Source organism: Methylocaldum sp. 14B (genome assembly GCF_002005105.1).
In the GTDB taxonomy this organism is placed as follows: Bacteria; Pseudomonadota; Gammaproteobacteria; order Methylococcales; family Methylococcaceae; genus Methylocaldum.
Genome location: NZ_MSCV01000027.1, coordinates 62,237 through 88,634, shown reverse-complemented (window position 1 = coordinate 88,634; position 26,398 = coordinate 62,237). Strand labels below are relative to the sequence as shown.

The window sequence follows — 26,398 nt, the reverse complement described above, 5'->3', positions numbered from 1 at the left end:
TTAAGTATCCGATCAATCACCGGGATGAAAAACGAAAGCGACTTGCCCGAACCGGTGCCGGTTGTGACGACATAGCTTTGCCGATTTTGGCCCTTGGCAATTGCTTGCATCTGGTGGGCGTAAAGCTGTAACGGCAGGACTTGTCCTTCAGTCTTCCCGATTTGAAATATCTCTGCACAGACCTTATGGAGAAGTCCTTCTGCAGCGAGTTGCTGGACAGTCCCTTTGCGCTGATAGTTCGGGTTGATCTGGATGAGTGGCTCCGGCCAATAACGGCCTTCTGCATATTGCCGCTCGACTTCATCGCGGATATCGGTGACTTCGATTCGAACAAAACTGCGAGAGAAGGTGCGATACCCTTCGATCAAGGTATCGCGAAAGTTAAATACGTTTAACATTCTGATTTTTCATCACACTGGAGACGTTGTCCGGGTGTCCTCACCGCTGGTTTCTGCGTTCGACCTAATGCACCGAACACTTCTGTTGGGGTGGCATCCACCGTTGTCCATTTGAATACTTCACGGGGTCGTTGTACCCAGGAATTGTTCGATTGCTACCGCCCGTCCCGGAAACGCATGCAGCACTTTCTTGTCTGCCGTTACCAACGAGATTCGCAGATAGCGGGCGAGCCACACAAACTCGCAATCGTATGCGCTGCAGCCACTTTCTATTGCAAGATCGAACACTGCAGGTCCGTCGATGGCTGCTTCGGGTACCGTAATGACTTCTTGCGCTCGAGCCAAAAAACTATCGGCATCACTCCGGGCGATATTATCGCGACGAACTGCGCCGAGGAGAACATTGCGGAATTCGGAATGGATAAGTTGGGGTGCGAACCAATCGGGATCCTTGATCAGAACTGCCTCGGCCTTAGCCGTATGAGGGGTTGGCAACAGCAAGTAAGCAAGCAGATTGGTATCGACCAAAATCATGGCCGGCCGGCCTCCTTCCAGCTATCCACATCGGTTTCACTAATATTCGGGGGGTAACGGTCACGTACCGCCCGAATGCGCTGCAGCAGTTCGGTTTTGTCGTGGGACGGCTGTTGAACATGCCGTTCGAGAGCGAAAAGAATTTCTTTCGTAAGACTTCGATGATGCTGTCGAGCGATATCCACTAACCGCTGATATAACGTGTCGGGGATGTTCTTGAGAGTGATGCCAGGCATGGCTGCCTCCTGGTGGTGATATGCCACCATTATACCACCACTCCCGACTTAATAAGACGACGTGGATTTCAGGTTTACTGTCAGCAGAGAGGTAGCTGCCAGGAATCGCCCAAACCTTCGAAGATGACTGTAAGTCGGCCCAGTGGGAACGACGCTGCGATATGACGACACTTAATCTGTCGCTAATGTGTGGCTTCCAAGGATCTCTGCTGGGGTTGTAAGCCGGAATCCTCGATTCTTCCGGGGCATCAAACTTTCCAGTTTACGACGCGTTAGATGGCCGGATTGCTGCCTAGTCAGCCCTGATTCGGCCGGAATTGGCGGCAAAGACTTTTCACTTTTGGCATCAATTACGGAAAGTTCTGCTGAATAAATAAGCGGAAATGATCGTGCGAAGCGCTATCGGGAAGAGTTTGATCAGGAATCGATCTTGCAGGTGAATTCATCAGCCTGTATATCCTTTCCTAAGTCCGCAATGGGCCGCCATGAGTAACGACATCACTGCCGAAGACTCGCTCTGGCTCCGATGGGAGAAGGAGGCCCGGTACTACGAAGTCCACCTCCAGAAGGACCCGTGGGACGAGTGGGTGCTGACCCGGATCCGGGGCCGTCGCGGACCGACGACTGGCCAGGTGAATATCCTTGAATAGCCGCATGAACGTCCCGTTATCGCTCGTATTCCGTGGCGTGATCCCTTTTTGAACACATCAGCGAATGAATCGACTCGATCAATCCGCAATAGCATCGCCGTCGGGCGCCCGCATCCCGGCGGCCATCTGGGCTCTCGGTTTCGTCAGCCTGCTCATGGACATCTCGTCCGAGCTCATCCATAGCCTGCTGCCGGTCTTTCTCATTACCTCCCTGGGCGCAAGCGCGTTTGTGGTAGGGCTGATCGAGGGGGCGGCGGAAGCCACCGCGCTGATCGTCAAGGTCTTCTCCGGCGCCCTGTCGGACTACTGGGGCAAACGCAAGCCCCTGGCCGTCCTCGGCTACGGTCTGGGCGCGGTATCCAAGCCCCTGTTCGCGCTGGCGACGAGTTCCGGTCTAGTGCTCGCCGCGCGGCTGATGGACCGGGTCGGCAAAGGCATCCGCGGGGCGCCCCGCGATGCGCTGGTGGCGGACATCGCGCCGCCCGAGGTGCGCGGCGCGGCCTTCGGCCTGCGCCAGTCGCTCGACACGGTGGGCGCCTTCCTCGGCCCGCTCCTCGCCATGGGGCTGATGCTTGTCTGGGCGAACGACTTCCGCGCCGTGTTCTGGGTGGCCATCATTCCTGGGTTTCTCGCCGTCGCGCTGCTGTTCTTCGGCGTACAGGAGCCGAAAAGGGACAAGTCGGAACACCGTGCCATCAATCCGATCCGACGGGAAAACCTGCGCCGGCTGTCTGCAGCGTACTGGTGGGTGGTCGGGATCGGGGCGGTGTTTACCCTGGCGCGATTCTCCGAAGCCTTCCTCATCCTGCGTGCCCAACAGGGCGGGCTGCCGATTGCCTTCGCCCCACTGGTGCTGATCGGGATGAATGTCGTCTATGCGCTGTCGGCCTATCCCTTCGGCAAGCTCTCGGACGGCATGAGCCACGCTAAATTGCTTGCGCTGGGTTTGGTCGTCCTGGTCGGTGCCGACGTCGCGCTGGCTTACAGCGACCACTGGACCTGGGTCTGGCTCGGCATCTCCCTGTGGGGCTTGCACATGGGCATCACCCAAGGGCTGCTGGCGACGATGGTGGCCGATACCGCGCCAGCGGACTTGAGAGGCACGGCCTATGGCTTCTTCAACCTCATGAGCGGACTCGCCATGCTCCTGGCCAGCGCGTTAGCCGGACTGCTGTGGGACCAGTTCGGCGCCGCATTCACCTTCGTTGCCGGGGCGATATTCAGCGCGGCTGCGCTGGTTGTCATCCTGCTCCGAAGCGGTGTTCGGGCACGCCGAGCGTGATCGTCCAAGTGTTCATGGCTTGCGATCGAATTTTCCGGACACATCGAGACCTAGACACCGAATCCCGTACCGCGGTTTTGAACGTCGCATGCACCAGGATCGGTTGAGCGGCCGATGGCGGGAGGAGCATCAATACCCACAACGCGATGATGAACAAACGCGGGCTAGAACCTAAATCGGTAGGTCGCCAAAACGTTGAGTCCGGGAGCGAAAATGCCGGATCCGTGCGACTTGTATTTCTTGTCGGTCAGGTTTTCCAGTTCCAGCAACAGCTCGTGTTGGGGATGCGGCGTATAACCCGCCTTGAGGTTGAACACAGTGTATCCCGGCGTTCCTCCGGCACCGATGCGCGGGTCTTCGATGTCTCCCTTAGCGAGTTGGTCCTGATTGTCGGCCCACCAGACCGAACCCTCGATCCACAGGCGATCCATGGGGTAGTAGACCAGACGGGCCGCACCGTTGAGCGGGGGAATCCGTCGCAGCGGGGCCTTCGTTTTCGCGTCACGTCCCTCGGTCCAGGTCAGGGTTGCGCCGACCAGCCATTGAGCATTCAAGGGATATTCGGCACTGGCCTCCACGCCCTGGATTTCGGCGTCATTGATGTTTTGGCGCTGCTGGATCGGCGCGCCGTCGGCCCGCCGGCCTACGGTAACCCGATCGATAAATCCTTCATAGTCACTATGGAAGTAAAATATCTCGGCACTTAGGACCTCATCGCGATATTTGAGGCCGATTTCTTTGGAGAAGGATTCTTCCGGTTTCAGCGAGGTATTGGGTATCTCGCTGAAGAAGTCCACCCGGCCGAAAAAGTCCTCCATGTTGGGTGCGCGAAAGCCGAACGCCAGCCCGCCCACCAGGTTGAGAGCGGGCGTGAGCCGGTAACCCAGGTTGATATTGCCGGCTACGGCATCCGTCTCGAAGCGGAGGCTCTGATCGGTCACCTCGCCGCGGGCTTCGTATCGGTTGTAGCGCACGCCGAATACGCCTTCAAGCGAATCCAGGAGGTGCGCCTCGTCCTGAAGATATAAAGCCCAGTGTTCGTAAGTCGCGCCATCCGGCGTGCCGGGCGTCAGTTTGCGTTCGGACTCCGTCACCCGGTTTCGCTCGACTTTCCGGGTCTGATAATCATCATGGTAGTAGTCGGCCCCGTAGGTCAGGTCATGGTCGCCGAAGATCCGATTCTTCAGCTGCAGGGAGAGTCCGACAGTGTCGACATCCGTGAGTTCCAGCGTTTCGATGGCAGGGTTGCGCCTCGTGATCACTTGTTCCCCTTCGCGCTGGTTGTTGTAGGAGGCATTGATACGTACGCCGTCGAAGACCCCAAGCTGACGCGCCCGGTATTCCAGGTACCCGAAGCGGCGTTCCTGCGGCTCGTAATCGAATTTCAGCTTGTCGCCCAGGGTCACTTCGCTGGTCTTGGGGACGTTGAACTGGCGGGTATACTGGCCGGCGAAGATCAGCTCCTGATTTTCGTCCAGTCGGTAGTTCAGTTTCAGGTCCGCGTCGCTTTCGTCGTACCCGCTGGGAACTTGTCGGCCAAGATTTCCGCCTCCGTCGAGGTCGTCATACAGCTTGCCGGTTGCCCCGGCGATCAAGCCGAGCTGGTTCCAGTTGCCCTCCACCTCGCCACGGAACACGCCGGCGTCGGCGGCACTTTCGTAATGGGCGGAGAGCAGGCCGTTATAGCCGAGCGGTTTGGAAAAGTCGGAGCGTTTGCGCGTGATGATGTTGATGGCTCCACCCAGCGCGTCGGTGCCGTAGAGTACCGAGGACGGCCCCCGCACGGTCTCGATGCGTTCGATGATGTTCGGATCGATCGTATTGAGATACTGGTGCGGACCGAACCGATAGAACGAGTTGTTCAGCCGGACGCCGTCGACCAGGATCAGCACCTGTTTGCCGGTCAGGCCACGGATGAACGGCGAACCGCCGCCCTGATTGGTCTTCTGGATGTATACCCCCGGCGTGAATCGGAACAGATCGGGGGTCATGGATTGCAGCGAATGGTCGATGAATTCCGGAGTTATGCTCGCTATGGCCTGTGGGACCAGGAAGGAATCCCGTTCGCTTTGAGTCGCGGTGACTACGATGGCAGGCATCGTCGGCGGTTGATCTGCGAGTGCGTAACCGCACACGAGGATGGCCAGCGCCAAACCAGAACGCACAAAGTTCATCGCATTTTTCTACTTGTTGGTTCCCGGAACAGTGATACCGTAAGGTATCTGTCTGTTCGTCTCGTCTTGGCTTCAGTACACGCACGTCCTGCCAATGCACTCACCGGAACGCAGACTGTCCGTCCTTCCAGCGGCGCGCACGACATCAGCCGCCTAGAGCGTTTTCCGAATCGGTGAAGGGATTCGGATATGTAGGTCGGCAATCCCTTGCCGACGTATCGGCTCGGCGAAGGGCTTTGTCGGCAAGGGATTGCCGACCTACGTTCTCCCCTCCTGGCACGAATCCGTACACCGGGATGGAAAACGCTCTAAGTACATTCAGGGAAGTCTTGCGGCATAGGCAACCTGCAGGACAACCCCGCCAATCAAGCCAATCAGTCGAGATTCCGCAAATATTTGCGGAATGTACTTAGAGGTGAACGGATCTCCCCAGCATCGATCCGGTCGAAAATGCCAACGCGGCGTTTGTCCAGCGCATCCATGCCGCTACTCGTGCGGGCAAAATGTCCTTAGATTCGGCACCTGTGGAACTTACCGGCTTAGCGTGTCAACGTGCTTACAACTCGGTTACAAATTCGTGTTAATTGCATTCTCAGGATGAGGGAACATGCGCGCAGAATGAAAAGGAGCGCCGCGGCTTCATTTCCGGGATAGGGATAGGAATCGGTTCCGACGAAGCAGAACAGGGATTCACAAGGCGGATACGGGAGGTCGATTGCGCCCGTTGCGGGCGTCAGAACAGGAACTTCGGTTGGGATCTGGTTCACGGGCAAGAATGCCGACCCTGCGCGAGGGTCGGCTTGTGTGGCTGACGTTGTTAGTCGGTCCGTGAGACCAGCAATACTTCCCGAATGCCGGGTTCACGCGGCTGGCGGCTCAGAGGCCGAATAGGCTGGCTGCCCTTGATCGCCTTCCAAAGAATCTCGTTGTATTCGCGCATGTCTGCGGCGTCCACTTCGGCCAGATCGAGTTTCATCGAACGCTCCGCGAGCTGGCGCTTTTCCCCTTGCAGGGAAGCCAAGGCGGGGTTCATTTCATAGAGATCCTGGGCCGGTACGACATGCTCGTAAGGCGTGAAATCGGGCTTGGTCGTGAAACTGCGATCCATGGTGTTGGCGGCCGCGTCGAACTGGCTCATGGGCTTGAGACCCAGCAATACCTCGGCGGTATGGATCATGGATACGGTGCTGTAGTGAGTGCTGTCGACGGCTTGGCGCTTGACGTAGGGGCTGATGAGCAAGGCCGGCGTGCGGTGGGTATCGACATGGTCGAAACCGTCCTGGGTATCGTCCTCGATGACCATGATCAACGTGTTGGGCCAGAATCGGGAATGGGAGATGGCGTCGACGATGCGTCCCAGGGCCAGATCGTTGTCCGCCATCATGGCCTGGGGCGTGGGATAACCCGGGCTGGTGCCGGCGAGATGATCGTTGGGCAGGCTGATGATGGACAGGTTGGGGAAGCCGCCGTTCTTCTTATGGGTCTCGAACTCCTCGAGCCACACCTCGGCCCGCTTGATGTCCATGTGCTTCAGGTCGTAGGTGCGGTACATCGGCGAAAAGTGGTCCACCAGGGCGGGCATGCGGGTGGTGGCGGGCTCGTAACTGCCGTCGGGGTATGTCTTGCCGTTGATCACGTACTCGCCGTAGGAGCGGTAGCTGATGCCGGCCGCCCGGGCGGCGTCCCACAGGTAGCCGCCGGGCACATTGGTGATGGCGATCAGTGCCCGGTTGATCAGGGTGCCGCGGCTGGAGTAGTCGCTCGGCCAGACCTTCATCGTATAGTCCGTAGCGTTTCCTCCCATGGAGCGTTCGTGGCCGTCCTTGCTGATCTCCGCATCGCAGTAGGTGTTGTCCAGAAGCACGAATTCGCGGGCCAGACGGCGATGGTTGGGGGCACTCCGATCATCGAACATGAGCAGGCTCGGGTCGCCATTGCCCTTCGGAAGATCGCCGAAGATCTGGTCATAGGCGCGGTTTTCCTTGAGGATATAAACCACGTGTTGGATGGGTAGCTGCTTGAGGATACCGGAGTGGGCATGGGCTTCCCCGAGTTTGCCGCCCGCCGTTACGGCCTTGCCGCGGGCCACCATGTTGTTCTCGTTGACCTGGCGGGTGTAGCGTTCCAGCGTGCCCTGGTCAGGGACGTCGATCACCGATAGCGAGCCGATCATCTGGTCGCCGATATAGGTCTGAGGATAGGCGTTCTGGCCCAAGCCCACGTCCTTGGAGTTGGCGACGTAGAGCTTGTCGCCGGCCGGGCTGATGCTGAGCGCCGTCGGGTACCAGCCGGTGGGGATGCGGCCCCTTACCCGATAGCGTTTTTCCGGATCCTTTTTCTGATCTTCCAGATCGACCACCACCACGGCGTTCTCGCCGGCATTCAACACGTAGAGGGTCTCGCCGCCGGGGGAGACGGCCAGGGCATTGGGTGTGCTGCCCGACGGGGCGTTCTTGTAGGGCTGCACGTCGATGTCGAACAGCCAGGCATCCGTGGCGGTGTCGATCACGGAAACGTTGTCGCTGTTGGCGTTGGCCACGTACAGCCGGTCGCCGGCGGGGCTAAAGACCATGGCGTTAGGGTGCTGGCCCACCGCGATGCGTTTGGTCACGGCAGCGGAATCCGGCTTATTCACATCCACAACGGCGACGTTGCCTTCCTTCCAGTTGGACACATAGAGCTTCTTGCCGTCGGCCCCGAGCAGTACACCGTAGGGAAACATGCTGGCGTTGTAGGGGTCGGCGCTTTTACCCATCGGGATGCGGTGGGTGACAGTGCCGGCGATGGGGTCTAAAACCGCCACGTCCCCGCCTTGGTGGTTGGCCGCGAACAGCCGGCTCTCGTCGGCCGACAGGGCAATGCCGGTGATGAAGCCGCCCTTGCGGCGGGGATCCACCTGGATTTGCCCGGTTTCGGCGATGCCGCTCTCCGTCACATCATAGACGCGCACCAGGTTGGTATGGCCGCCCGAGGCATAGATACGCCTGCCGTCCTTGCTGTAGGCCAGTCCGATGAACAGGCCTTCCGGCGCGTCGTAGGGAAGGTTATCGCGAATGGCGAGATTTGCCCGGTCGATGCGCATGAGGGAGTGCTGGCCGTAACCGTTGTTGCTGATCAGCAGGTCGTTGCCGTCCGGACTGAGGATCATGCCCAGGGGCACGTGGCCGACCCGGATCTTCTCCCCGGCGGGGGTAACCTGCCAGTTATTGGGGGTGATGCCCGTCAGACCGTCGGGGCTGGGGCCGGCGGGGCGGGTCAACAGGTCGGGGGACGCCGCGCGAGCGGTATTGCCGAAACCGAGAAGGCCGACGGACAGGATGCCGCTCACTAGGCCGGCGATGATCTTTATTCTGGGTTGCATGTGAATTTCCAATAACGTTGTGGTGGGTACGGGGGAAGTTATTAATCAGGCCCGTAAATACCCTCCTGGTATTTCGGGCCGCCGCCCAGGCCCGGTACACGCCCGGCCTGGGCTCACGCGGCTTGTCGCCGCGCCGGGGCATCCCTGCCCCGGATTAACCCGGCCTATATTTATAGGCCGGGTTAATATCTCCCCCCGACGAACATTGACTCTTGGGCGCGGGTCAACGTCCGGAGAAAAACCGGAACGATGACAGGGGACTGCCCCTGTCATCGCTGCGTACCGGATGCGCGGCCAACGGGCTAATGATTTGAAGCGACTGGAAGGGCCTCACAGTGCCGGGTCGCTGCCGTGAAATGATCCTTTAGCAGCGCCGCGCGATTTTCGCGCAAATCCGCGCCGTCGCGGTCTGCCGGGTAAGGCGCGTTTTCGCCTTTCAAACCCTTCCACAGCGCGCGGTTGAAAGCTTCGACGTCGAGACGGTCCTCCACCGAGAAGTCCTGCTGACTCATGGCAGCCATCCAATAGGTCGCATCCCGTTTAGTCATGCCCGAGCAGTTGGGCGCCGAGGCGATCAGGGCGGCATCCCGTGGCGGCAATTCGAGCTGGGTGCTGTAAAGAATTTCCGGGACCACGGCCTGGTAGCTCCAGGATTCCTGTTTTTTGTCGAAAAGATCCGCCATCGGCGCGGTCAGACCGTCGTTGATGCCCAGCGGCGGAAGGCCCAGAACTTCTTCGATCGTTCGGATCATGCTGACCGTCGTGTAGCGGGTGGATACCAGCGCACCCTGCTTGACGTAGGGACCCACCACATAGGCGATGCTGCGGTGCGCATCCACGTGGTCGCCACCGTTCTGCGCATCGTCCTCGATGACGAAAACCAGCGTATCGTCCTTGAAGCGGCTCTTCGCGACTTTCTCCACCAGCCGGCCCACCGCGTAATCGTTGTCCGCCATCTGGGTTTCCACCGTATTCACGCCGAACCGGGCGGTAGCGAAATTGCCGAAGTGGTCGTGGGGCAACCGGACTAAAGAGAGATTGGGAAGCTGGCCACTCTCGACGTAATGGTCGAACTCCCGCTCCCATTCCTTAAACAGGTAAAAGTCCGAGTTGTTCTGATCGTAACCTCTGAAATATTCGTCGGTGTACGGTTTCAATGCCTGCTTCAGAGCCACCGCCTGTTTGACGCCTTGCCCGAAGGGTTTGTCGACCACCGGGGCACCGGGGAGGTTGGTCACGTAGAACCCGTAGTTCCGTATCGTCAAGCCGGCGCGCAGGGCGGCATCCCACAAATAACCGGTGCCCGCTTCGCCATCCCGTGAGTCCGGGGCCGCCACGTCGGCGCTGCCGGCGAGCATATCGGGATCGGTCAATCCGGATGCCTGTCGTTCCTCCGGCGTGAACGACACCGGGAAGTTGCGGTTGGCCCCTTCCCAGTCGTAGCTCAGGCCGCGCCCGGCGTAGTTGGGCGGCTGGGTCTTCTCGGTGAAGTCCGTAGTCCGCGCCGCCGTGGTCCAGTTCCAGCCGACGCCCGAGGTTTCGCCGCTGTCGTAGAAATTGTCGAGCGTCACGAACTGGCGGGCCAGCCGGTTGTGGTTGGGACTGTAGGGAGACAGGATTGCAAGGCCAGGGTTGCCGTTGCCTTTTTCCAGATCGCCATGGATCTGGTCATAGGTGCGGTTCTCCTTGACCACATAAATGACGTGTTTGATCCGGCTGCGCAGGAAGGCCATGGTGTCTTCCCATCTGGCGTGCTCGTGAACGGTGGGGAAGTCGTTGTTGTAGGCGACCTGCCAGGTGAGCCGTGCCAGATCCTTGCCCTCCGGAACGGGCAGCGTTAGAAAGCCCGCTTTCTCCAGTTGCCAGACGTACTGGTTGGCGGCGTTGCAGGCGCCAAGAGAACCCGGCGCGGTGGAGAGCGTGTTGCGGCAGGCCTGGGTGTTTGGTCCGGCGACCCCTTTGCCGTTCACCACGTAGAGCGTGCTGCCGTCCGGTTTCACGCCGACCGCATTCGGATACCATCCGGTGGGGATGAGACCGATTAGCCGGCTCTTGTCATCGTGAGCATCGTCGTAGTCTCCCGCCTTATTTAACTTCTCTGCTCCGCCGCGTCCGAGCTGGATGACGGCCACCGAGTTGGTGCCGCCGTTCGTGACGAACAAGGTTTTTTCATCCGGCGAAAGCGCAACGTTGTTGGGATTTGCGCCCTTGAATCTTTTCGCTTTGGGGAAAACCTGCTCGGGTGCGGTGGTCAGGATCTCCTCGATGATCCGATCTTCGACGGTATCGATGATCAGCACCGTATCGCTGTTGTCGCTGGCGACGTAGAGCCGGTCCTGGGCTTTGTTCAACGTCATCTTGCTGGGCTGCCCCTGGGTCTTGATGCGTCCGCGTACGGCCATTGTGCTGTCGTCCACGTCGAGAACGACCAGTTCGCGATCGCGCTGGGACGAAACATAGGCCTTCTCATTTCCCTTGAAAGACACCGCCAGGGGATAAGTTCCGCCCGGGGTGCCGGCTCGGGAAGGATCAGTCTTGCCGGGGCGAAGATCCAGCTCGTCGATCTTGGTGCGCGTGCTCAGGTCGACCAGACTCACGGAATCGTTTTCATAATTGGCCACCAGCAACCGGTCGCCCTTGGCGTTGACGGATAAGCCCGCAGCCATCGGCCGAATATTCAGACCAGCACCCTGGTTGGCGTGTCCCAGCGGAATTTCCGCGGCCTCGGACCACTGCCCCGCATTCCGCGTGTACACGCGAACCGTATCGTCCACACCACCGGACACATAAAACTCGTGTCCGCCGGGATTCCAGGCCAAACCGTTGAAGGTGTTCGGCACCAGGATCGCCTGTTTCTGAACCGGTGCGAGCCCGGTTATGTCGAAGACGAACACATATTCCATGGATTCTTTTGCCACTCGGGATCCGGTGGAGCTGTTATTGCGGTTATAGCCGCTGGTCAGGATCAGCAGAGTGCTGCCGTCGGGGCTGACGGTCGTATCGACGGCGTGATCGGCCAGGAAATCGGGACGTGTGGGTAGGCCGGGATTGAGCGGCTGAAAGAGGGCATGAGGGGCGGCATCCGGTGTGATGCGCTTGCCGGTCGGCAGGAACTCTCCCTCGGTAAGGACAATACCGGCACGAGTGGAAGTACTCGCGTCGTCATTGCGGCCCCATGCAAGGGTCGATGTCCCGAGTGACAGTATCAATTCAATAGAAATAATCGCGGCAGTTCTTCTTTGCCATAGGCCATTCATATCTAGTCTCCGTCGGGTTGATCACAAGAAACGTGTGGCGCACGGTGAAGGTCGCGCTGGATCATAGGCGTACCACGTTTCAATCTGCTTACCGATGCGTGACAAAATGGAGGCCGTTCTGTGACATAACAGCATGGGCAACGAGAGAACGGCCGGAAATTGCGGGCCACTGAACCGCCCCGGGATTTCCGGAGACTCCGTTTCTCGAGAGGATGGAGTCATGAAAAAGTCATCGAAATTTTCACCAGAGACCTAAGAGCGGGCGGTCCGCCTAGTCCTTGAACATCAAGGGGAGTATGAATCGCAGTGGGCGGCCATCTGCTCGATCGCGGGCAAGAGGAGCGGCGCCGCGGAAACGTTGCGCAAGTGGGTGCGTCGGACGGAACGCGACTCCGGGCAAGAGGGCGCGTGTGCGGTTCGGAGCACGATCGGCTCAAGGCATTGGAGCGGGAAAACCGCGAGCTTAAACGGGCCAACGAGATTCTGCGTAAGGCGGCGGCTTTTTTCGCTTAAGGAGCTCGACCGCCGACTGAAATGAGGGTGGCGTTCATCGACAAACACCGGGTCGCCTATGGGGTCGAGCCGATCCGCGCCCTGTTGCCGATCGCCCCATCGACCTACCACGAGCACAAGACGCGACAGGTGGACCCAGCCCGGTTGCCGCCACGGGCGCAGCGTGACATCAAGCTCTCGAGGGAAATCCGCCGGGTATACGAGGAGAACTTCCAGGTCTACGGCGCCCGTAAAGTCTGGCGACAACCCGAGCGCGAAGGCATTCGGGTGGCCCGCTGCACGGTCGAGCGCCTGATGCGCGCCCCGGGCTATACAAAACCGAGGGCCTCCATCGCCGGGGGCCTTGGCGACACCTCGATGCGGTCGAGTACGCTACCCTGGAATGGGTGGATTGGTTCAATCACCGTCGGTTGCTGGAGCCGATCGGCCATGGGCCTCCGGCGGAGTTGGAACAGGCGTATTATCGCCAATAGGCCGAGTCGGTCATCGCGGCCTGACTCAACATTAACTGTCTCCGGGAAAACCGGGGCGGTTCATTCCGGAACGGCGCACCAGAATGAAACCCGTCAGTCCCGAGGATGTGCAAGCAGCCCGCGATGAGTTGCGGGACACGTCGGAGCCGGTACAGTCTTATTCGACCACCTGGTGAGAGGCACTACCTCGAGTGGTTAACTCTTCGAGCTGGCGGCACCAAACTTCAAGGGCAGCCCGCTTTTCTGCAACGTAGTCGTATCGATCATAGTGCTTCGCCGAAATATCATTCAATGCATGATTCTGAATTCGGTCCCGCACCAGTTTATCGATCCCCAATTCGCCCATCCGCGTCTTTACGGTACGTCGCAGATCCTTTGGGGTCCAGGGCACCATCCCTGTTTCCGTACAAAAGTCCTGCACGGCATGCGGTAAAGTGGACTCGTTCCAAGGCTTCACAGATAACGGATTGTGGCGACCGGGAAACAACCATTTGCTTTCAGGGTAGATGCTGCGCAAGTCATTCAGAATATCTAGGGCGAGTCGGGTGAGCGGAATGAGATGATCACGTTTATTTTTCACACGAGCAGCAGGAAGCAGCCATAGACCGGCATCAAGGTCGAATTCCGACCAGGCAGCGCGGGTTACTTCGCCTGACCGTTGTCCACCGGTGGCCAACAATAGACGAATCGCCAAGCGATAAGGCAAATGGAAGCCGTCCGTGTTCCAAATCGTCCGGATCTCTTCCCAGGATAGAGCGTCGTACAGGGTAAGTGCCCAAGCGAAGAAAACGTCTGCGCCCGTGAAGTGTGTATTGATAAAAGAACGTTTTGACGCCGGCGGCGGTAACTTGGACACCGAAACTGGGATCACTGCCTCCCTCGTAGCGCCGATAATTAACACCTGTGACTGCCAGGCCCTTGATATTTTTATCCGAAAACGCAGCCATTTGACCTCATCCGTAGCGCATGGCGTTAGTCGCCTTGTAATTCTCCTGAAGCGATCGACGTTTACACATCGGGACTCATCCAGTTCTCTGCACGACCGAATGCAACAGGCGTTCTCTGGTAAAGAGCCTGGTCTTCAAGTAAACGGCGTTTTGAAAGCCGAATTACCGTGGATGCCGTGGCCTCACCTTATTCATACGCCTCAGCTCGACCGGCGAGGTCCGGCCTTTTGACGATACCTTGTCGTAAATCTCATCGAAGGCCAGCTTGCAATACGGCAGCTGCTCCCGCAATCTGTCGTAGTCTTTGTGATCGAACATGGTTCTAAAATTCTCTCGGCTCAGGGTCGTTCTGGCGTACAGCGCCTGATAACCCCGATGGTCCAGGACAAACTTTTCGAGCGAGGGCAAGGCGGAGGCGTTGTTGAAATTGTCCTTTTTCGGTGTGCCATACGCGCCGATGTCGACATAAAGCTCACCCAGAATGTCACCCTCGCCTCGGAAGGAATGTATGAACCCGAGCTTCCGCTCGTTCTCGTAGACCGCCATGGGCGAAAGCCACAATGGATAGAGTTCGAAATGATCGTCGAAATATTGAATGGATTTGGCCAAGTATCGGATCGGCATCAACATATCCTGAACGACGTGATGCTTTTCCCGAAGCCTTCGGGTCGTTTCCGTTTCCGTATACTTCAATAGCTCGATCCGCGGCGGCAGCGCCCATCCCAATAGCCATCTGAAAAGCGGATGATTGCCGAAGGGAATGATTTCTTCCATCGCCCAAAAGTAGCTTCGAGTATGTCGATGAAAATAATCCCTGAGCGGTACGTACTCGAACCCTTCTTTTCGTTCCGTGAGGTAGGTTTGTGCGTGCTTGTAGAACCATGGCTTATACCATCGTCCGATGGCGTTCAACGGTCCGTCGGCCCCCTTCTCGTCGGTCATCATGCCGCACAGGATGACTGCGGTGTCGCGACTGTAGACCAACCCTTCCACGAAGTCATTTTTCTCCTTATTCCTGCTCTCCGCTTCGAAAACGTCGACCATATCGTCGAGTGAGTAAACGGGACGATAGTGAAGCCGGACGTATTTTTTGGCAGGGATTATTCTGAGTTGAACGGCGACCAGAAAACCCAGTGTGCCGTGACTCCAAGGGATCAGATAGAAAAGGTCCGCATTCTCCGATGGGCTGCACCGGAGCAGCTTGCCTTCGGCCGTCACGATGTCGAAGGATTCGCAGATGTGCTGAATCAATCCGTATTTGTGACTGCTGCTTTCCACCCCGAACCCCATGATCAAACCGCCCACCGTCAAGTCGTCCAATTCCGGGACGACGGGCAAGGTCCATCCGCGCGGCACCAGGCATCGTGAAATCTGGCCCATCGTCGCCAGCGGCTCAACCCTGAGCAACCTCCGTTCTTCGTCGATCTCGAGGATGTCGTAAAGACTGATGTCGATCTTTCGATGGGAAAGCTTGTACTTGGGCACCAACTCGCTCATGGATTTCCAGCCTGAGCGCGCGGTGCACAGCTTTTCCCGGCAACCGTCCCGCTTCCATGCCTCGATCTGCCCGATCACCTTCTTTACCTTTTGATCATGCTTCGCGGGAGCGCTCTTGAGGCGGAAGGCGATGCGGTCGCGAACCGAGACATACGCGCCATACAACGCCGAAACCGGCAAAAGGACGACGGTCGCGAACAGCCCCCGATAATGGGTGAGAATGTGTTCGACAACACGGGATGTAGGGTCGCCTGTCGCTTTCACCGGAACTTCGCTGGGTACGAGCTTGGTCATGCCTCGAATCAGGATTCCGAGTCGTTCAGTATTCTTATCGCCTGATTCGGGCAGTATTTTTCCGCAGCCCTCGCTTTCTCGATCAGCGCCACCGATGGCCGCTCCTCGAGCACCTCAAGACGGCCTTTTTCGTCGACCAGGAAGATTTCTGGCGCTTCCGCCACGCAATGGGCATGACCCTTACATAGATCGCGGTCGACAACGATCCTAAAACGCTCGGCGATTGCGTCGTTTCGAGCACGCATAGTCTCTTTTCGGGCGCCGATCAGGGCCGAATTTTGCCGTTTCCGATAGCGGACAAGGCAAGGAGAGCCTGGCTCGACCACCATTTTTCGATAATCGTCCCGATAGCTTTCCGGGGAACCGACCAGTTCGAACTCATAGCGCCTCAGAAGCACGCAAAAAATGGCTTTGATTTGAAACAGGGCGAAGGCATTTCCCGAGCATTTGTGACGCCCGCCGCCGAAAGCCTGCCAGCCGAACAGATCCCTGTCCTCGGCTCGTTCCGGCGAGTACCGGTCCGGATCGAACCGGTCGGGTTGGGGGAATAATTCCGGAATTCTGTGCGTAACGGAGGGCGCCGCGCAGACGAACTTGCCGGCCTTGATGACGTAGTCCTTGACATAAAAATCCTGCATCACCTTGCGCATGAGAATGATCAGCGGCGGATGCAGGCGCAGAACTTCCTTAATCACGTTTTCGAGTTTGGGAAGCTGCCTCAGCGACTCGAAATCGACCGCGCCGTCCATACCGAATCGTTCCTCGATTTCAGCAATGACGGCCTTCATGTGCTCGGGGTGGCGGAGCAACTCGATCAACACCCAGGCGGCGGTTCCGGAACTGGTGTGATGGCCCGCGAAAACGGCGGCGATCAGCATGCCGGTAATCTCGTGTGCGGTCAGTTTGCTCCCGTCTTCGTAGCTCGCGTCGATCAGCATCTGGAAGACATTGGTTCGGTTCTCCGACTGCTGCGCGCGCTTTTCCATGATCTGAGACACCAATTCTTGAAGCCGCGCCCGAGCCTTGTCGCGGCGGCGGAAGACCGGCAGCGGCAGATCGGGAAAGACGTAGGCGATGGGTTGAATACCCTGCTCCAGGTCGCGATAGATTTCGACGAACTCTCGGTTCAGCTCGTATCTAAATTCGGCTCCTAGCAAGCAATGGCTGGACGTGTAAATCGTCAGTTCCTTGGTGAACTCGAGCAGATCGATTTCGCCGGAATCGCCCCAGCGATCGAGCAGAGTCGCGACCTCGCCGACGATGATATCGGAATAGGTCCGCATGGGCTTGTCCCGGAGTGCCGGCATCAGCATTAGTAGCTGCTGGTTTTTTCTTGCGATGGGCGCGTCGAAAACCACGCCCTTGCCGAAAATCGGAGTCATGATCTTGTAGGCGGGCCCCTGGTCAAGCACCTCGTCGGGAGCGCGATAGAAAGCCTCGCTGGCTTCCGTGCCGGTCAGCAGCACCATACTTTGGTGGAAGAGCTTGAATTCGGCCACGTCTCCCAGTTGCCGGCGCAGCCGCATCATGAAAGCATGCGGATTCTTGCCGAAACTGAAAATATGCCCCGCGAGCGGGAACGCGCCCGAGAGTTTCGGGGGCTCTTTGAGTTGCCCTTTGGCCATTGCCGAGTCCTAGTCGATGGCGTTATCGTCCGCCGGTTGAAAAGATTAGTATCATGCTTCGCGATCAAGGTGTTCATGAAATCATTTTTTTCATGTACATCAAACCTTATTCGTGCAAGGACTACCCCGAAAGGAGCCGAAATGCCTGCCTATCCTCGTGAAGAGCTGGAAGAAATGGTCGAACGCTGGCTTGCCGCCAATCGTCAAGCCGAGCGGGAGGGCAACTGGATCAAGCACCTCGGCGTGATGTACACCGAGGATGCGGAATACGGCTGGAACATGGGACCAAACCGAGAATTCATCGCCAGAGGCAGAAAGCAGATCGAGGAGTGGGCGCTCGGGGCGCACATGGAGGGATTCGAGAAATGGCGCTACCCCTACGAGAAAATCCTGATCGATGAAAAACAGGGCGAGGTGATCGGCATCTGGCGCCAAGTCGCGCCGGTGAAAAGGGAAGACGGCAGCGATTACGAAGTCGCCGGCATCGGCGGTTCCTGGTTCCGCTACGGCGGAGGATATCAGTGGTGCTGGCAGCGCGACTTCTTCGATCTCGGCAATGTCAAGGCGATGTTCATGGAACTGGCGGCCGACGGCAAACTGGATCTTTCCGTAAAGCAGAGGCTGAGCAAACTGGCGAAAGGTCAGCCGCTCCCCGGGGTCGCTCCCATTCATACAAGCCGAGGCATCGGCAAAAAATTGAAAGGCATTGTCGCCATGGCGCGCACGGTACTATTCGGGGTTTAGTGGAACCGTATCGAGTGACTTCGTCCGAAGCAACTAGACGCAGGAGCGATATTCCCGCACAATCAACGCGATGTAACGTATTTTTCCATGCGCCATCGATAAGCGCCCGAAGGAGACAACGTGGTCCTTGTGCTTTGCCGGTCAATGATTTGTCTTGGACAACGTTCGTGAAGCATCAATGGAATGAAACCGCCGGCGGGCACACCGGGACGGAAACGCCCGTTCCGCCTCTCAGATGCGCGTGGGAAGCCAGCCGCCGCGCACAGCGGCGTTTGCTGGATCTGCAGCGGCCCTGCGGCGACTGGGAAGGGGAAATGGTCTGGTGCACCATGATTCTCGCCCAGGCCGTCATCGTGCGTACCATAGCGGCCCGCCCCTACAGCGACGCGGAAAAAGCACGCATCGTCATTCATTTCGAAGGTAACCAGATGAATGACGGCTCCTGGGGCATGCACCCCGAATCGCCTGGCTACGTCTTCTTTACCACTCTTGGCTATGTTGCCCTGAGGCTGCTCGGCGTTCCCGCCGATTCGCCGACGCTCGTCAAGGCGCGCCGCTGGCTGCATACCCAGCCCGATGGCGTAAAGGGTATTCCCACTTGGGGCAAGTTCTGGCTGGCCATGCTGGACCTCTATGCCTACGAGGGACTCAATGCCGTCCCGCCGGAACTTTTCTTGATGCCGGAATGGTTGCCGATACACCCGCGACATTATTACTGCCACACCCGTCAGATTTACCTCGGGATGGCCTTTCTTTGCGGCATGCGATTTCGCGCGAACCTGCCGGGCACGCTACGCAGCGAATTGCGCCGGGAGCTCTACCCGGAGCCTTACGAAACCATAGATTTCGCCGCTCTGCGAGACACCCTGGCCGCGAGCGATGTCTATGTCCCCATCAGCCCGGTATTGCGCCTGATTTACAAGCTGCTAGCCGCTTACCAGCGTCGCCATAGCCGGGCGCTGCGGCGGAAAGGCCTCGACCTGTGCTTCGACCGGATACTTTACGAGCAGCGGGTTACACGCTATCAGGGGATATCTCCCGTGAGCGGACTCCTCAACTGTCTGGCCATCTTCGCTCGCGATCCGAACCATCCGGACCTTTTGCCCAGCCTCGAAGGCGTCGAGGACTGGCGCTGGGAGGACGAGGAGGAAGGCATCCGTTATGCGGGAGCTCGCTCCAACACCTGGGATACCGCATTCGCCGTCCAGGCTCTGGTCGAGGGACCGTCGGCTGTCGAAGGGACGGCAAAAGCGCTCGAGCGGGCTCACGATTTTCTCTGGGGTGCCCAGATAACCGAGGAGCTTCCGGATTACGACGGCGCCTGGCGGGACCCGGCACTCGGCGGCTGGTGCTTTTCCGACGGGCAACACCGTTGGCCGGTGAGCGACTGCGCAGCGGAAGCCTTGAGCGCCCTGCTCGCGCTCTACGCACATCCCGAGTACACGGTGGCGTCGCCGCTCGAGCCCGAGCGCCTCCGCCAGGGGGTGATCTTCATTCTGTCGCGGCAGAATGCGGACGGCGGTTTCGGAACCTACGAACGCCGGCGCGGCGGCAAGCTGCTCGAAATGGTCAATCCGTCCGAAATGTTCGGCCAGTGCATGACCGAACTCTCCTATATCGAGTGCACGGGGTCGGCGCTGGCCGCCCTCGCGCATTATCGCAAGCGTTATTCCGATTTCCCAGGCGGAGAGATCGAGCGAGCGATACGCAAGGCCGTAGCCTTCCTGCGCCGGCGTCAGCTTGCCGACGGATCCTATCCGGGATTCTGGGGCATCAATCACACCTATGCCATATATCACGCGACCAAGGGGCTGCGGGCGGCCGGCGTGTCCGCCTCGGACCCGGCACTTCAGTCGGCCGCCCTCTGGCTGGTCCGGAAGCAGCGGCCCGATGGCGGCTGGGGCGAGCACTATTCGAGCTGTCTCCAAGGCCGCTACGTCGAGCACGAGCAAAGTCAGGTGGTCATGACGAGTTGGGCCTTGCTCGCACTGCTCGACATCCTGCCGTACGATAATGAATCGATCAAACGTGGATTCGAATGGCTGATGAGCCGGCAACTGGAGGACGGCGGTTGGCCGCGGCAGGCGGTTAACGGCGTTTTCTTCGGCTCGGCGATGTTGGATTATCGCCTCTATCACACCTACTTCCCGACTTGGGCGATGGCCCGTTATGCGCGCCTGACGAGCCCGCCATAGCCGGAGTCTTCAAGGCATTTTTTCGACTTGGCGTCGGAAGATGTAATCTTCCGGCTCAGCTCCGAAATTCGGACCGAAAGTCCGATAAAAGGCCCTCGCAAATATCAGCGGGACCTTGAAATCGCACTGCAAGGGATTGTCGTCGGTGGATTCTGTGAAGTTCAACATTCGAGGCGCAGCCCGCCCGGGCTGCTCTCACCAATTATCGGAAAAGCATTATGCAAGGACGAGTCATTTATCAGGAACATATCGATGTGCTGATCGCCGGAGGCGGCGTAGGCGGCGCAGCGGCCGCTGCGGCACTCTCGCAATTGGGATTGCGCATCTTGATCATCGAACCCGGCCCGGCCCAAGGCAGGCGCCTCGCCGGAGAGCTCATCCATCCGCCCGGCATCGATGGCCTGTGTCGTCTCGGCTTGCTGAGCGACCGATCGATGCCCGGTTCGCCGGTAAAAGGCTTCGCGATCTTCCCTGCCGATAAAGACGACCCCGCAAGCTCGGTGACCTTACGCTACGGCGAAAAGCCGGGAACTCGCCATTTGGGACGGGCGATCGAGCACCGGATCCTGAAGGATCATCTGCTGGAAACCGTACAGCGGTTTCCCGGCGTTACGGCCTGGATAGGCGCACGGGTCACACGGATAGAGGAAAATCCCGACGGGTCGTTCACGGCGATGGTACGAAGTAACGACGGCGAGGAAATACGAATTCGCCCTCAGTTATTCCTCGGCGCCGATGGACCGATGTCCAGAGTGCGCAAATTGATCGGAATTTCTCACGAGACTCGGCGCTATTCCGGCATGATGGGCATCGAAGTGGAAGACACCCATCTGCCCAATAACGGCTACGGCAATATCTTTCTGAATTCCGCCGGCGTCGCCTATGCCTATGCGATCGGGGGAGGACGGGCAAGGGTCATGTTCGAGGTGCTGAAAGGCGCCGATTCGAAGGAATCGATCAAGACGCACCTCGGTCTCTTCCCTCCCTTGTTCAGGCTCGATATCGAACGCGTCCTGGCCACGAGCAAACCTTTGGCGGCAGCCAATTTCTGCATCGTCCCGAATGCCAGCGTACGAGGTAATGCCGCACTGGTCGGGGACGCGAGAGGCTGCTGCCATCCGCTGACCGCTTCGGGGATTACTGCGGCGGTAAAGGATGCGCTGATCTTGCGGGATGCGCTTAGCGAGTCGAATCTCGATATCGCAACGGCCCTGCGACGTTATTCTCGCCGCTGCGGCCGTCTTGAATTGACCCGGCGCACCCTGGCGGAAGAACTGCGCGAAGCGTTTCTGGCCCAGACGCCCGAGGCGTTACTGCTCAGAGAATGCATCTTTTCCTACTGGCGCACCAGCGATAAGGCATGCGTTCGGTCCATGGCGCTACTTTCCACGGTGGACACTAGTATTTTTTCTCTGGCCACCCAGTATGGGACGGTTGCGCTGCAGGCCTTCCGCCTGTTGCCGCGTTGGTTTTTCGAAAAAACCGTCGTCGATTGGCACAGGGGAGTGCTCAGGCTGGTACACAAGAGCCTTGCCTTTCAATATGCCGCGATCCGCCAATGGTTATATTGATAGTCAGGATCATGGCATCCGGAATAATGGCAGCGCGGCATTGAGCAAAATCGCGCCGCCTCGGCGCCGAAGGGATGACTTTCCACCGGAATACTTGTCGAAATATCGAGATACCTGCTTCAGCCGACATTACCGCATTTCGGTAAAAGCGGATATTTGCTGTCGTATGCCGTAATTGGCGCGACTCATGCCATTCAAAGTCGAGGGAAGCGATGATTCTGGTAGGCACCGCCTCTTGGGCCGACAAAAATCTGATCGACTCCGGCTTGTTCTATCCGGCCCACATCAAGACGCCTGCGGATCGGCTGGGTTATTACGCCAGTCAGTTTCCTCTGGTCGAGGTCGACAGCAGCTATTATGCCCTGCCCTCGGAGCGGAATGCGGCCCTATGGGTCGAACGGACTCCGCCGGGCTTTGTATTCGATGTCAAAAGCTTTCGGCTGTTCACGCAACATCAAACGCCGCCGAAAGTGCTTCCAGTGGATATTCGTGCAGCCCTGGGGCCGGTCGAAAAAAAGAACATTTATTATGGCGACCTGCCAGAGGAACTCCGCGGCGAACTCTGGTCACGGTTTCGCTCAGCCCTTAAACCTTTAAAACATGCAGGCAAGCTTGGCGTCGTACTGTTTCAGTTTCCGCCGTGGTTCGTCTATCGGCAAAGCAATCTCGAGCATATCGCCGCTTGCGCCCGAGTAATGGAAGGATTTCGCATTGCCGTGGAATTCCGTCATCGATCCTGGTTTGACGATAGGCATCGCGAGGACGTGCTCGAATTCGAACGGAGCCGGGGATTGACGCACGTCGTCGTGGATGAGCCGCAGGGATTTGCCAGCAGCATTCCTTCGGTTTGGGAAACCACCTCCCCGGAAATAGCGGTGGTCCGCATGCACGGCCGAAACCGCGAGACCTGGAGTCAGAAAGGGCTCGAGTCGTCCGCCGATCGCTTCAACTATCTCTATTCGGCCGACGAATTGCAGGAATTGGCGGGGTCCATCGAGAAGCTCGCCGCAAAGGCGCGAGAAACACACGTCATTTTCAATAACAATTTCGGAAACTTCGCACAACATAATGCCGGAGAGCTGAAGCAGCTTCTGGCTAGGCCCTAAATTCGGTGTATTAGCCGCCCACTGTTGTGGTTAAACTTCCGTCGGGATGCGAGGCATCCGCATCAGACCACGACGGTCACTTCGATATCGCCTTCCTTGCGTTCTACATTGATGCCCACATCGTGGGCATGGCGAGTCAAGGCTAAGTCAATGACGCCATCGTCAAAACGCAAGTTGCTGATCCTGAGCCAGTTGAGATAATTCGGAAGCCGTGGATGATAAAACCTGATCTGCGGTTTTTCGGGTGAAAAGCTCAAGCCGAGACAGCCTTGCAAGAGCTGAAATACCGCTCCGCTGGCCCAGGCCTGCGGAGAACAGGCTACCGGATAGAGAGTTGGGCCTTGCCCCGGAAGCCTGGAGAACCCACAGAAAAGCTCAGGCAAGCGATGCAAATCGAGAAACACGGCGGCCTCGAACAAACCGGTCAAAATCTTCAAGGATTTGTCTTTGAAACCGTAACGCGCCAGGCCCATGGCCGCGATGGCAGTATCGTGGGGCCAAACCGAACCGTTGTGATACGCCATCGGATTGTAGCGGCTCTGCCCCTCTGCGACCGTGCGAATTCCCCATCCATTGAAAGATTCCACCGCCAACAGCGTCTCGGCGGTGCGACGAGCATAATCGGGAGCCGCAATCCCGCTGAATAAGGCATGGCCTGCGTTAGAGGTTCGCACCGCACAACAGCGTTTGTCGCCGTCCAGTGCGAGCGCAAATGTATCGAGTTCGTCGAGCCAAAATGCTTCATTAAAGCGTTTTTTCAGCGCTGCAGCCTCCTGCCGCAGCCGCTGCGCCCATTTTCCCCGGCCGAGCAATTCGGCCAGTTCGGCCGCCAGCAGTTTAGCTTCATAGACGTATCCCTGCACCTCGCAAAGCGCGACCGGTGCCGGCGCCAGGTTTCCGTCGGCGTGAAATACCGAGTCGTTGGAGTCCTTCCAGCCCTGCTGTATCAACCCGTTTGCGCTATGTCGGGCGTATTCCACAAAGCCGTCGCCGTCCCAATCGCCATGATGATCGATCCAGTCCAGGGCTCTTTCGATGTGAGGCCAAATCGTTTCCATGAAAGCCCGGTCGCCGGTACGCCGATAATAGTGGCCGGCAAGAACGATAAAGAGCGGCGTGGCGTCCACCGTACCGTAGTAACGCTTAAACGGAATTTCTCCTAAAGCGGCCATTTCTCCGGATCTCGCTTCATGAAGAATCTTGCCGGGTTCGGCATCGCGTTCGGGTTCCAAGGATTCAGCCTGGGTCGCGGCAAGATAGGTGATTACGCCCTTCGCGAGTTGCGGCCGAACCCACAGCGTCTGCAACGCGGTGATGATGCCGTCGCGACCGAAAGGCGTGCTGAACCACGGGACTCCGGCGTAAGGATAAGGTCCATGAGACGTTTCCGTGACCAGCATATCGAGATCGGCGGCAGACCGGCCGAGCCAATCGTTGAACTGTTCATTCGAAGTCACGATGTGGGCGACGCTCGACCGGGAGGCTGCAGTGTCCGCCCCTATCCTATCGATCGCTTGGTAATAATCACCTTGCGATACGCTCGCATCGTCGCAAGCGCAGCTTACCGAGACGTGCAGATGAATCTCGTCGCGTATTCCCAACCGAAGCGCTGTGCTACAACTCGAGGCATTGAGCTGATCGGGTCGCCAATGGAATTGGATGTGAGTTCGGCGCATTTCGCCGTCCAATCCGCGATAACCGAGTATCGCGGCATCGTCCTTAATGTCCGGCGTCAGCATTGTTCCTCGGGCCGGTCGATGGACACCGCGCACTTCGAATATATCGCGATAATCGGCAGCGAACCGAAACTCGACGTTCAAATTTACCGTTCGATCGCCGTAGTTGACCAAACGCAAATGCTCATGCCTAGCCTGGCTTAACAACACCACCGATCGGAACACGTGCACGCTGCCTCTCGGGATGACTAGGACTTCGCTCTCATAGAGATCGGGCATGGTCATGTCGACCGCCAGCAAACTGTTGTCTTTCTTGATGGTGGAATTGAGCAAGAAGGGGCGTTGTCCGTTGATTCGCAGCTCCAGGTGAGAAAGATAGCGTGTCCCGCCTTGGTAAAGTCCCTGCTCGCTCGAACTCACCTGATAAATATCGCCGTGACGATCGAAGATACCGAACATATCTTCCGCTTTTAAGACTCGAGAGGGTTCATCGCCCCGTGGTGCGGTGGCAGCGACATACCACTGGTTTTCGGTGGAAGCCGGATCGTCCATGGATCACCCGTTCGAGGAATCGAAAAACTAGATCGTTTGCTTGCCCAGCATAGAAAGGCGACCGAGGTCCTTCTCGATGACGTCCATACCGAGAACCTTTAGCGCTGGAGAGACTTTCTGCTTACACTTTTCACCGAGCTGTCGGTAGATCTGAATATAGTCGCTCGCCATGCGGCGGGCGGAAAAGCGATTTTCGAACGCCTGTCGACACATTGCCCGATTGATCTCGCCTACCCGTTCGACTGCCGATACCGCTTGGTGAAGATTCTCGACAACGAAACCTGTCGTTCCGTGCCGCATAACTTCCGGCACCGAACCGTTCCTGAAGGCGATCACAGGCGTACCGCAAGCCATCGCCTCGATCATCACGAGCCCGAAAGGTTCCGGCCAATCGATGGGAAAAAGCAAGGCGTAAGCATTGCCGAGCAGCTCATTCTTTTCTCGCTCGTTGACTTCGCCGATGAACTCCACCAAAGGATGATTGAGAAGGGTCTTGATCTCCTGGTCGAAATATTCGCGGTCGGCCTTATCGACTTTCGCTGCAATCTTGAGCGGCATGCCGGCACGAATTGCAATTTCGATCGCTCGGTCGACGCGCTTTTCCGGGGAAATACGCCCCAAGAATGCCAGATAGGTGCCCGGCTCGGCACGGAACGTATAAAGCTCCTCCGGCAATCCGTGATAAACCGTAGCTACCCAATTCCCCCAACCGACCGGCGTGCGTTGGTAATCCGAAATGGAGATCAACGGCATGTCCCGAAAGGCTTCGAGGAGGGCATCTAACTCTCTGATGTCCAAGCGTCCGTGTAAGGTGGTAACGTGCGGGGTCGAGCATTCGCGAAATACCGGAAAATGAAGGCAACCGGTATGAAAGTGAATGACATCGAATTCACTGGCCGCTCTGCGCACCCGATCCAACATCAAGAGATGGGGTAGTAACGGATCTAGTACATCTTGGTCGAGACGCAGTGCCTTGGAAACAATCGGCTCGAGCTTGGCGCTCGTCTCCGAATCAGCACTGGCGAAGAGCGTAACATCATGTCCGGCGCCTACTAGCTCTTCGGTAAGATAATGCACGATGCGCTCGGTGCCGCCATAAAGTTTTGGCGGTATGCTCTCATACAAAGGCGCTACCTGCGCGATTTTCATACTCCTCCTTATACGCTGTTCACGTCCGGGCTGGCAGCAAGAGCGCCACCAGAGTTCGTCGTTTGCGCTATTAATTTTTGATCGAAACCGGGACTCAAGAGTTCACCATAGTGGCTCATCATCGAGACTCAAGACACGCGACGGCTACATCCCGCCCTCAACGG

Annotated in this window: 16 protein-coding genes, 1 pseudogene and 1 other annotated feature; of the genes and pseudogenes, 6 read left to right on the top strand and 11 right to left on the bottom strand. The window is 58.1% G+C overall.

The genetic code is table 11. The annotated features are described in order from the left end of the window. The 3 genes from B2A78_RS18395 to B2A78_RS18385 form a co-directional block, all read right to left on the bottom strand. Window positions 1-398, bottom strand: a 398-nt coding sequence (locus B2A78_RS18395) for a hypothetical protein (RefSeq protein WP_143735217.1), incomplete at its 3' end; no start/stop codon positions are given. A gap of 120 nt (window positions 399-518) precedes the next feature. Beyond that, window positions 519-932, bottom strand: a complete 414-nt coding sequence (locus B2A78_RS18390) for a type II toxin-antitoxin system VapC family toxin (RefSeq protein WP_077731483.1) — start codon at window positions 930-932, stop codon at window positions 519-521. Next, a complete protein-coding gene (locus B2A78_RS18385; protein ID WP_139841067.1) occupies window positions 929-1,168 on the bottom strand; it encodes a DNA-binding protein in 240 nt (79 codons plus the stop codon). The genes B2A78_RS18390 and B2A78_RS18385 overlap by 4 nt, the downstream gene beginning before the upstream one ends. Before the next feature lie 714 nt (window positions 1,169-1,882). Here B2A78_RS18385 and B2A78_RS18380 point away from each other — a divergent pair. Continuing rightward, complete coding sequence (locus tag B2A78_RS18380; protein WP_077731481.1) at window positions 1,883-3,100, top strand: MFS transporter; 1,218 nt, start codon at window positions 1,883-1,885, stop codon at window positions 3,098-3,100. 164 nt (window positions 3,101-3,264) lie between these two features. Here the strand turns inward: B2A78_RS18380 and B2A78_RS18375 are convergent, their stop codons facing one another. The 3 genes from B2A78_RS18375 to B2A78_RS18365 form a co-directional block, all read right to left on the bottom strand. Next, a complete protein-coding gene (locus tag B2A78_RS18375) occupies window positions 3,265-5,274 on the bottom strand; it encodes a TonB-dependent receptor (protein ID WP_077731480.1) in 2,010 nt (669 codons plus the stop codon). Between the two features lie 817 nt (window positions 5,275-6,091). Further along, window positions 6,092-8,635 carry a bifunctional YncE family protein/alkaline phosphatase family protein gene (locus tag B2A78_RS18370; RefSeq protein ID WP_077731479.1) on the bottom strand — a complete coding sequence of 848 codons (2,544 nt, stop codon included), beginning with the start codon at window positions 8,633-8,635 and terminating at the stop codon, window positions 6,092-6,094. Window positions 8,636-8,937: 302 nt separating this feature from the next. Beyond that, window positions 8,938-11,892, bottom strand: a complete 2,955-nt coding sequence (locus tag B2A78_RS18365) for a hypothetical protein (RefSeq protein WP_143735216.1) — start codon at window positions 11,890-11,892, stop codon at window positions 8,938-8,940. Window positions 11,893-12,262: 370 nt separating this feature from the next. On the opposite strand from B2A78_RS18365, the pseudogene B2A78_RS18360 reads away from it, so the two are divergent. After that, window positions 12,263-12,878 (top strand): annotated as a pseudogene (locus B2A78_RS18360) (IS3 family transposase). After that, window positions 12,390-12,504 (top strand) — a sequence feature (AL1L pseudoknot). Its footprint overlaps the pseudogene before it by 115 nt. A gap of 157 nt (window positions 12,879-13,035) precedes the next feature. Here the strand turns inward: B2A78_RS18360 and B2A78_RS18355 are convergent. From B2A78_RS18355 to B2A78_RS18345, 3 genes are all read right to left on the bottom strand, one after another. After that, complete coding sequence (locus B2A78_RS18355) at window positions 13,036-13,749, bottom strand: site-specific integrase (protein WP_168175478.1); 714 nt, start codon at window positions 13,747-13,749, stop codon at window positions 13,036-13,038. Between the two features lie 238 nt (window positions 13,750-13,987). Continuing rightward, the gene (locus B2A78_RS18350) at window positions 13,988-15,616 is read right to left on the bottom strand and encodes an FAD-binding oxidoreductase (protein WP_077731477.1); all 1,629 of its coding nucleotides are present in this window, start codon (window positions 15,614-15,616) and stop codon (window positions 13,988-13,990) included. An 8-nt stretch (window positions 15,617-15,624) separates the two neighbouring features. Beyond that, window positions 15,625-17,241, bottom strand: coding sequence for a cytochrome P450 (locus B2A78_RS18345; protein WP_077731476.1), 1,617 nt, complete (start codon window positions 17,239-17,241; stop codon window positions 15,625-15,627). A gap of 141 nt (window positions 17,242-17,382) precedes the next feature. Here B2A78_RS18345 and B2A78_RS18340 point away from each other — a divergent pair, with 141 nt between their 5' ends. From B2A78_RS18340 to B2A78_RS18325, 4 genes are all read left to right on the top strand, one after another. Beyond that, complete coding sequence (locus tag B2A78_RS18340; RefSeq protein WP_077731475.1) at window positions 17,383-17,985, top strand: hypothetical protein; 603 nt, start codon at window positions 17,383-17,385, stop codon at window positions 17,983-17,985. A gap of 167 nt (window positions 17,986-18,152) precedes the next feature. Then, window positions 18,153-20,180: a 2,3-oxidosqualene cyclase gene (locus tag B2A78_RS18335; protein WP_077731488.1), complete on the top strand. Its 2,028-nt coding sequence runs from the start codon at window positions 18,153-18,155 to the stop codon at window positions 20,178-20,180. Between the two features lie 218 nt (window positions 20,181-20,398). Next, window positions 20,399-21,751 (top strand): NAD(P)/FAD-dependent oxidoreductase, encoded by a 1,353-nt coding sequence (locus B2A78_RS18330; RefSeq protein ID WP_077731474.1) that lies wholly within the window; start codon window positions 20,399-20,401, stop codon window positions 21,749-21,751. A gap of 212 nt (window positions 21,752-21,963) precedes the next feature. Beyond that, window positions 21,964-22,857, top strand: a complete 894-nt coding sequence (locus tag B2A78_RS18325; protein WP_077731473.1) for a DUF72 domain-containing protein — start codon at window positions 21,964-21,966, stop codon at window positions 22,855-22,857. Between the two features lie 62 nt (window positions 22,858-22,919). On the opposite strand, the gene B2A78_RS18320 is transcribed toward B2A78_RS18325, so the two are convergent. Further along, window positions 22,920-25,085 (bottom strand): amylo-alpha-1,6-glucosidase, encoded by a 2,166-nt coding sequence (locus B2A78_RS18320; RefSeq protein WP_077731472.1) that lies wholly within the window; start codon window positions 25,083-25,085, stop codon window positions 22,920-22,922. Between the two features lie 27 nt (window positions 25,086-25,112). Continuing rightward, on the bottom strand, window positions 25,113-26,234 hold the full coding sequence (locus tag B2A78_RS18315) for a glycosyltransferase family 4 protein (RefSeq protein ID WP_077731471.1): 1,122 nt from the start codon (window positions 26,232-26,234) through the stop codon (window positions 25,113-25,115). Window positions 26,235-26,398: the final 164 nt, after the last annotated feature.

What these genes read in the sequence shown, in the direction of transcription:
- B2A78_RS18390 (WP_077731483.1), bottom strand. Translation starts at nt 932, where the DNA reads ATGATTTTGGTCGATACCAATCTGCTTGCTTACTTGCTGTTGCCAACC.
- B2A78_RS18385 (WP_139841067.1), bottom strand. Translation starts at nt 1,168, where the DNA reads ATGCCTGGCATCACTCTCAAGAACATCCCCGACACGTTATATCAGCGG.
- B2A78_RS18380 (WP_077731481.1), top strand. Translation starts at nt 1,883, where the DNA reads ATGAATCGACTCGATCAATCCGCAATAGCATCGCCGTCGGGCGCCCGC.
- B2A78_RS18375 (WP_077731480.1), bottom strand. Translation starts at nt 5,274, where the DNA reads ATGAACTTTGTGCGTTCTGGTTTGGCGCTGGCCATCCTCGTGTGCGGT.
- B2A78_RS18370 (WP_077731479.1), bottom strand. Translation starts at nt 8,635, where the DNA reads ATGCAACCCAGAATAAAGATCATCGCCGGCCTAGTGAGCGGCATCCTG.
- B2A78_RS18365 (WP_143735216.1), bottom strand. Translation starts at nt 11,892, where the DNA reads ATGAATGGCCTATGGCAAAGAAGAACTGCCGCGATTATTTCTATTGAA.
- B2A78_RS18350 (WP_077731477.1), bottom strand. Translation starts at nt 15,616, where the DNA reads ATGACCAAGCTCGTACCCAGCGAAGTTCCGGTGAAAGCGACAGGCGAC.
- B2A78_RS18345 (WP_077731476.1), bottom strand. Translation starts at nt 17,241, where the DNA reads ATGGCCAAAGGGCAACTCAAAGAGCCCCCGAAACTCTCGGGCGCGTTC.
- B2A78_RS18340 (WP_077731475.1), top strand. Translation starts at nt 17,383, where the DNA reads ATGCCTGCCTATCCTCGTGAAGAGCTGGAAGAAATGGTCGAACGCTGG.
- B2A78_RS18330 (WP_077731474.1), top strand. Translation starts at nt 20,399, where the DNA reads ATGCAAGGACGAGTCATTTATCAGGAACATATCGATGTGCTGATCGCC.
- B2A78_RS18325 (WP_077731473.1), top strand. Translation starts at nt 21,964, where the DNA reads ATGATTCTGGTAGGCACCGCCTCTTGGGCCGACAAAAATCTGATCGAC.
- B2A78_RS18320 (WP_077731472.1), bottom strand. Translation starts at nt 25,085, where the DNA reads ATGGACGATCCGGCTTCCACCGAAAACCAGTGGTATGTCGCTGCCACC.
- B2A78_RS18315 (WP_077731471.1), bottom strand. Translation starts at nt 26,234, where the DNA reads ATGAAAATCGCGCAGGTAGCGCCTTTGTATGAGAGCATACCGCCAAAA.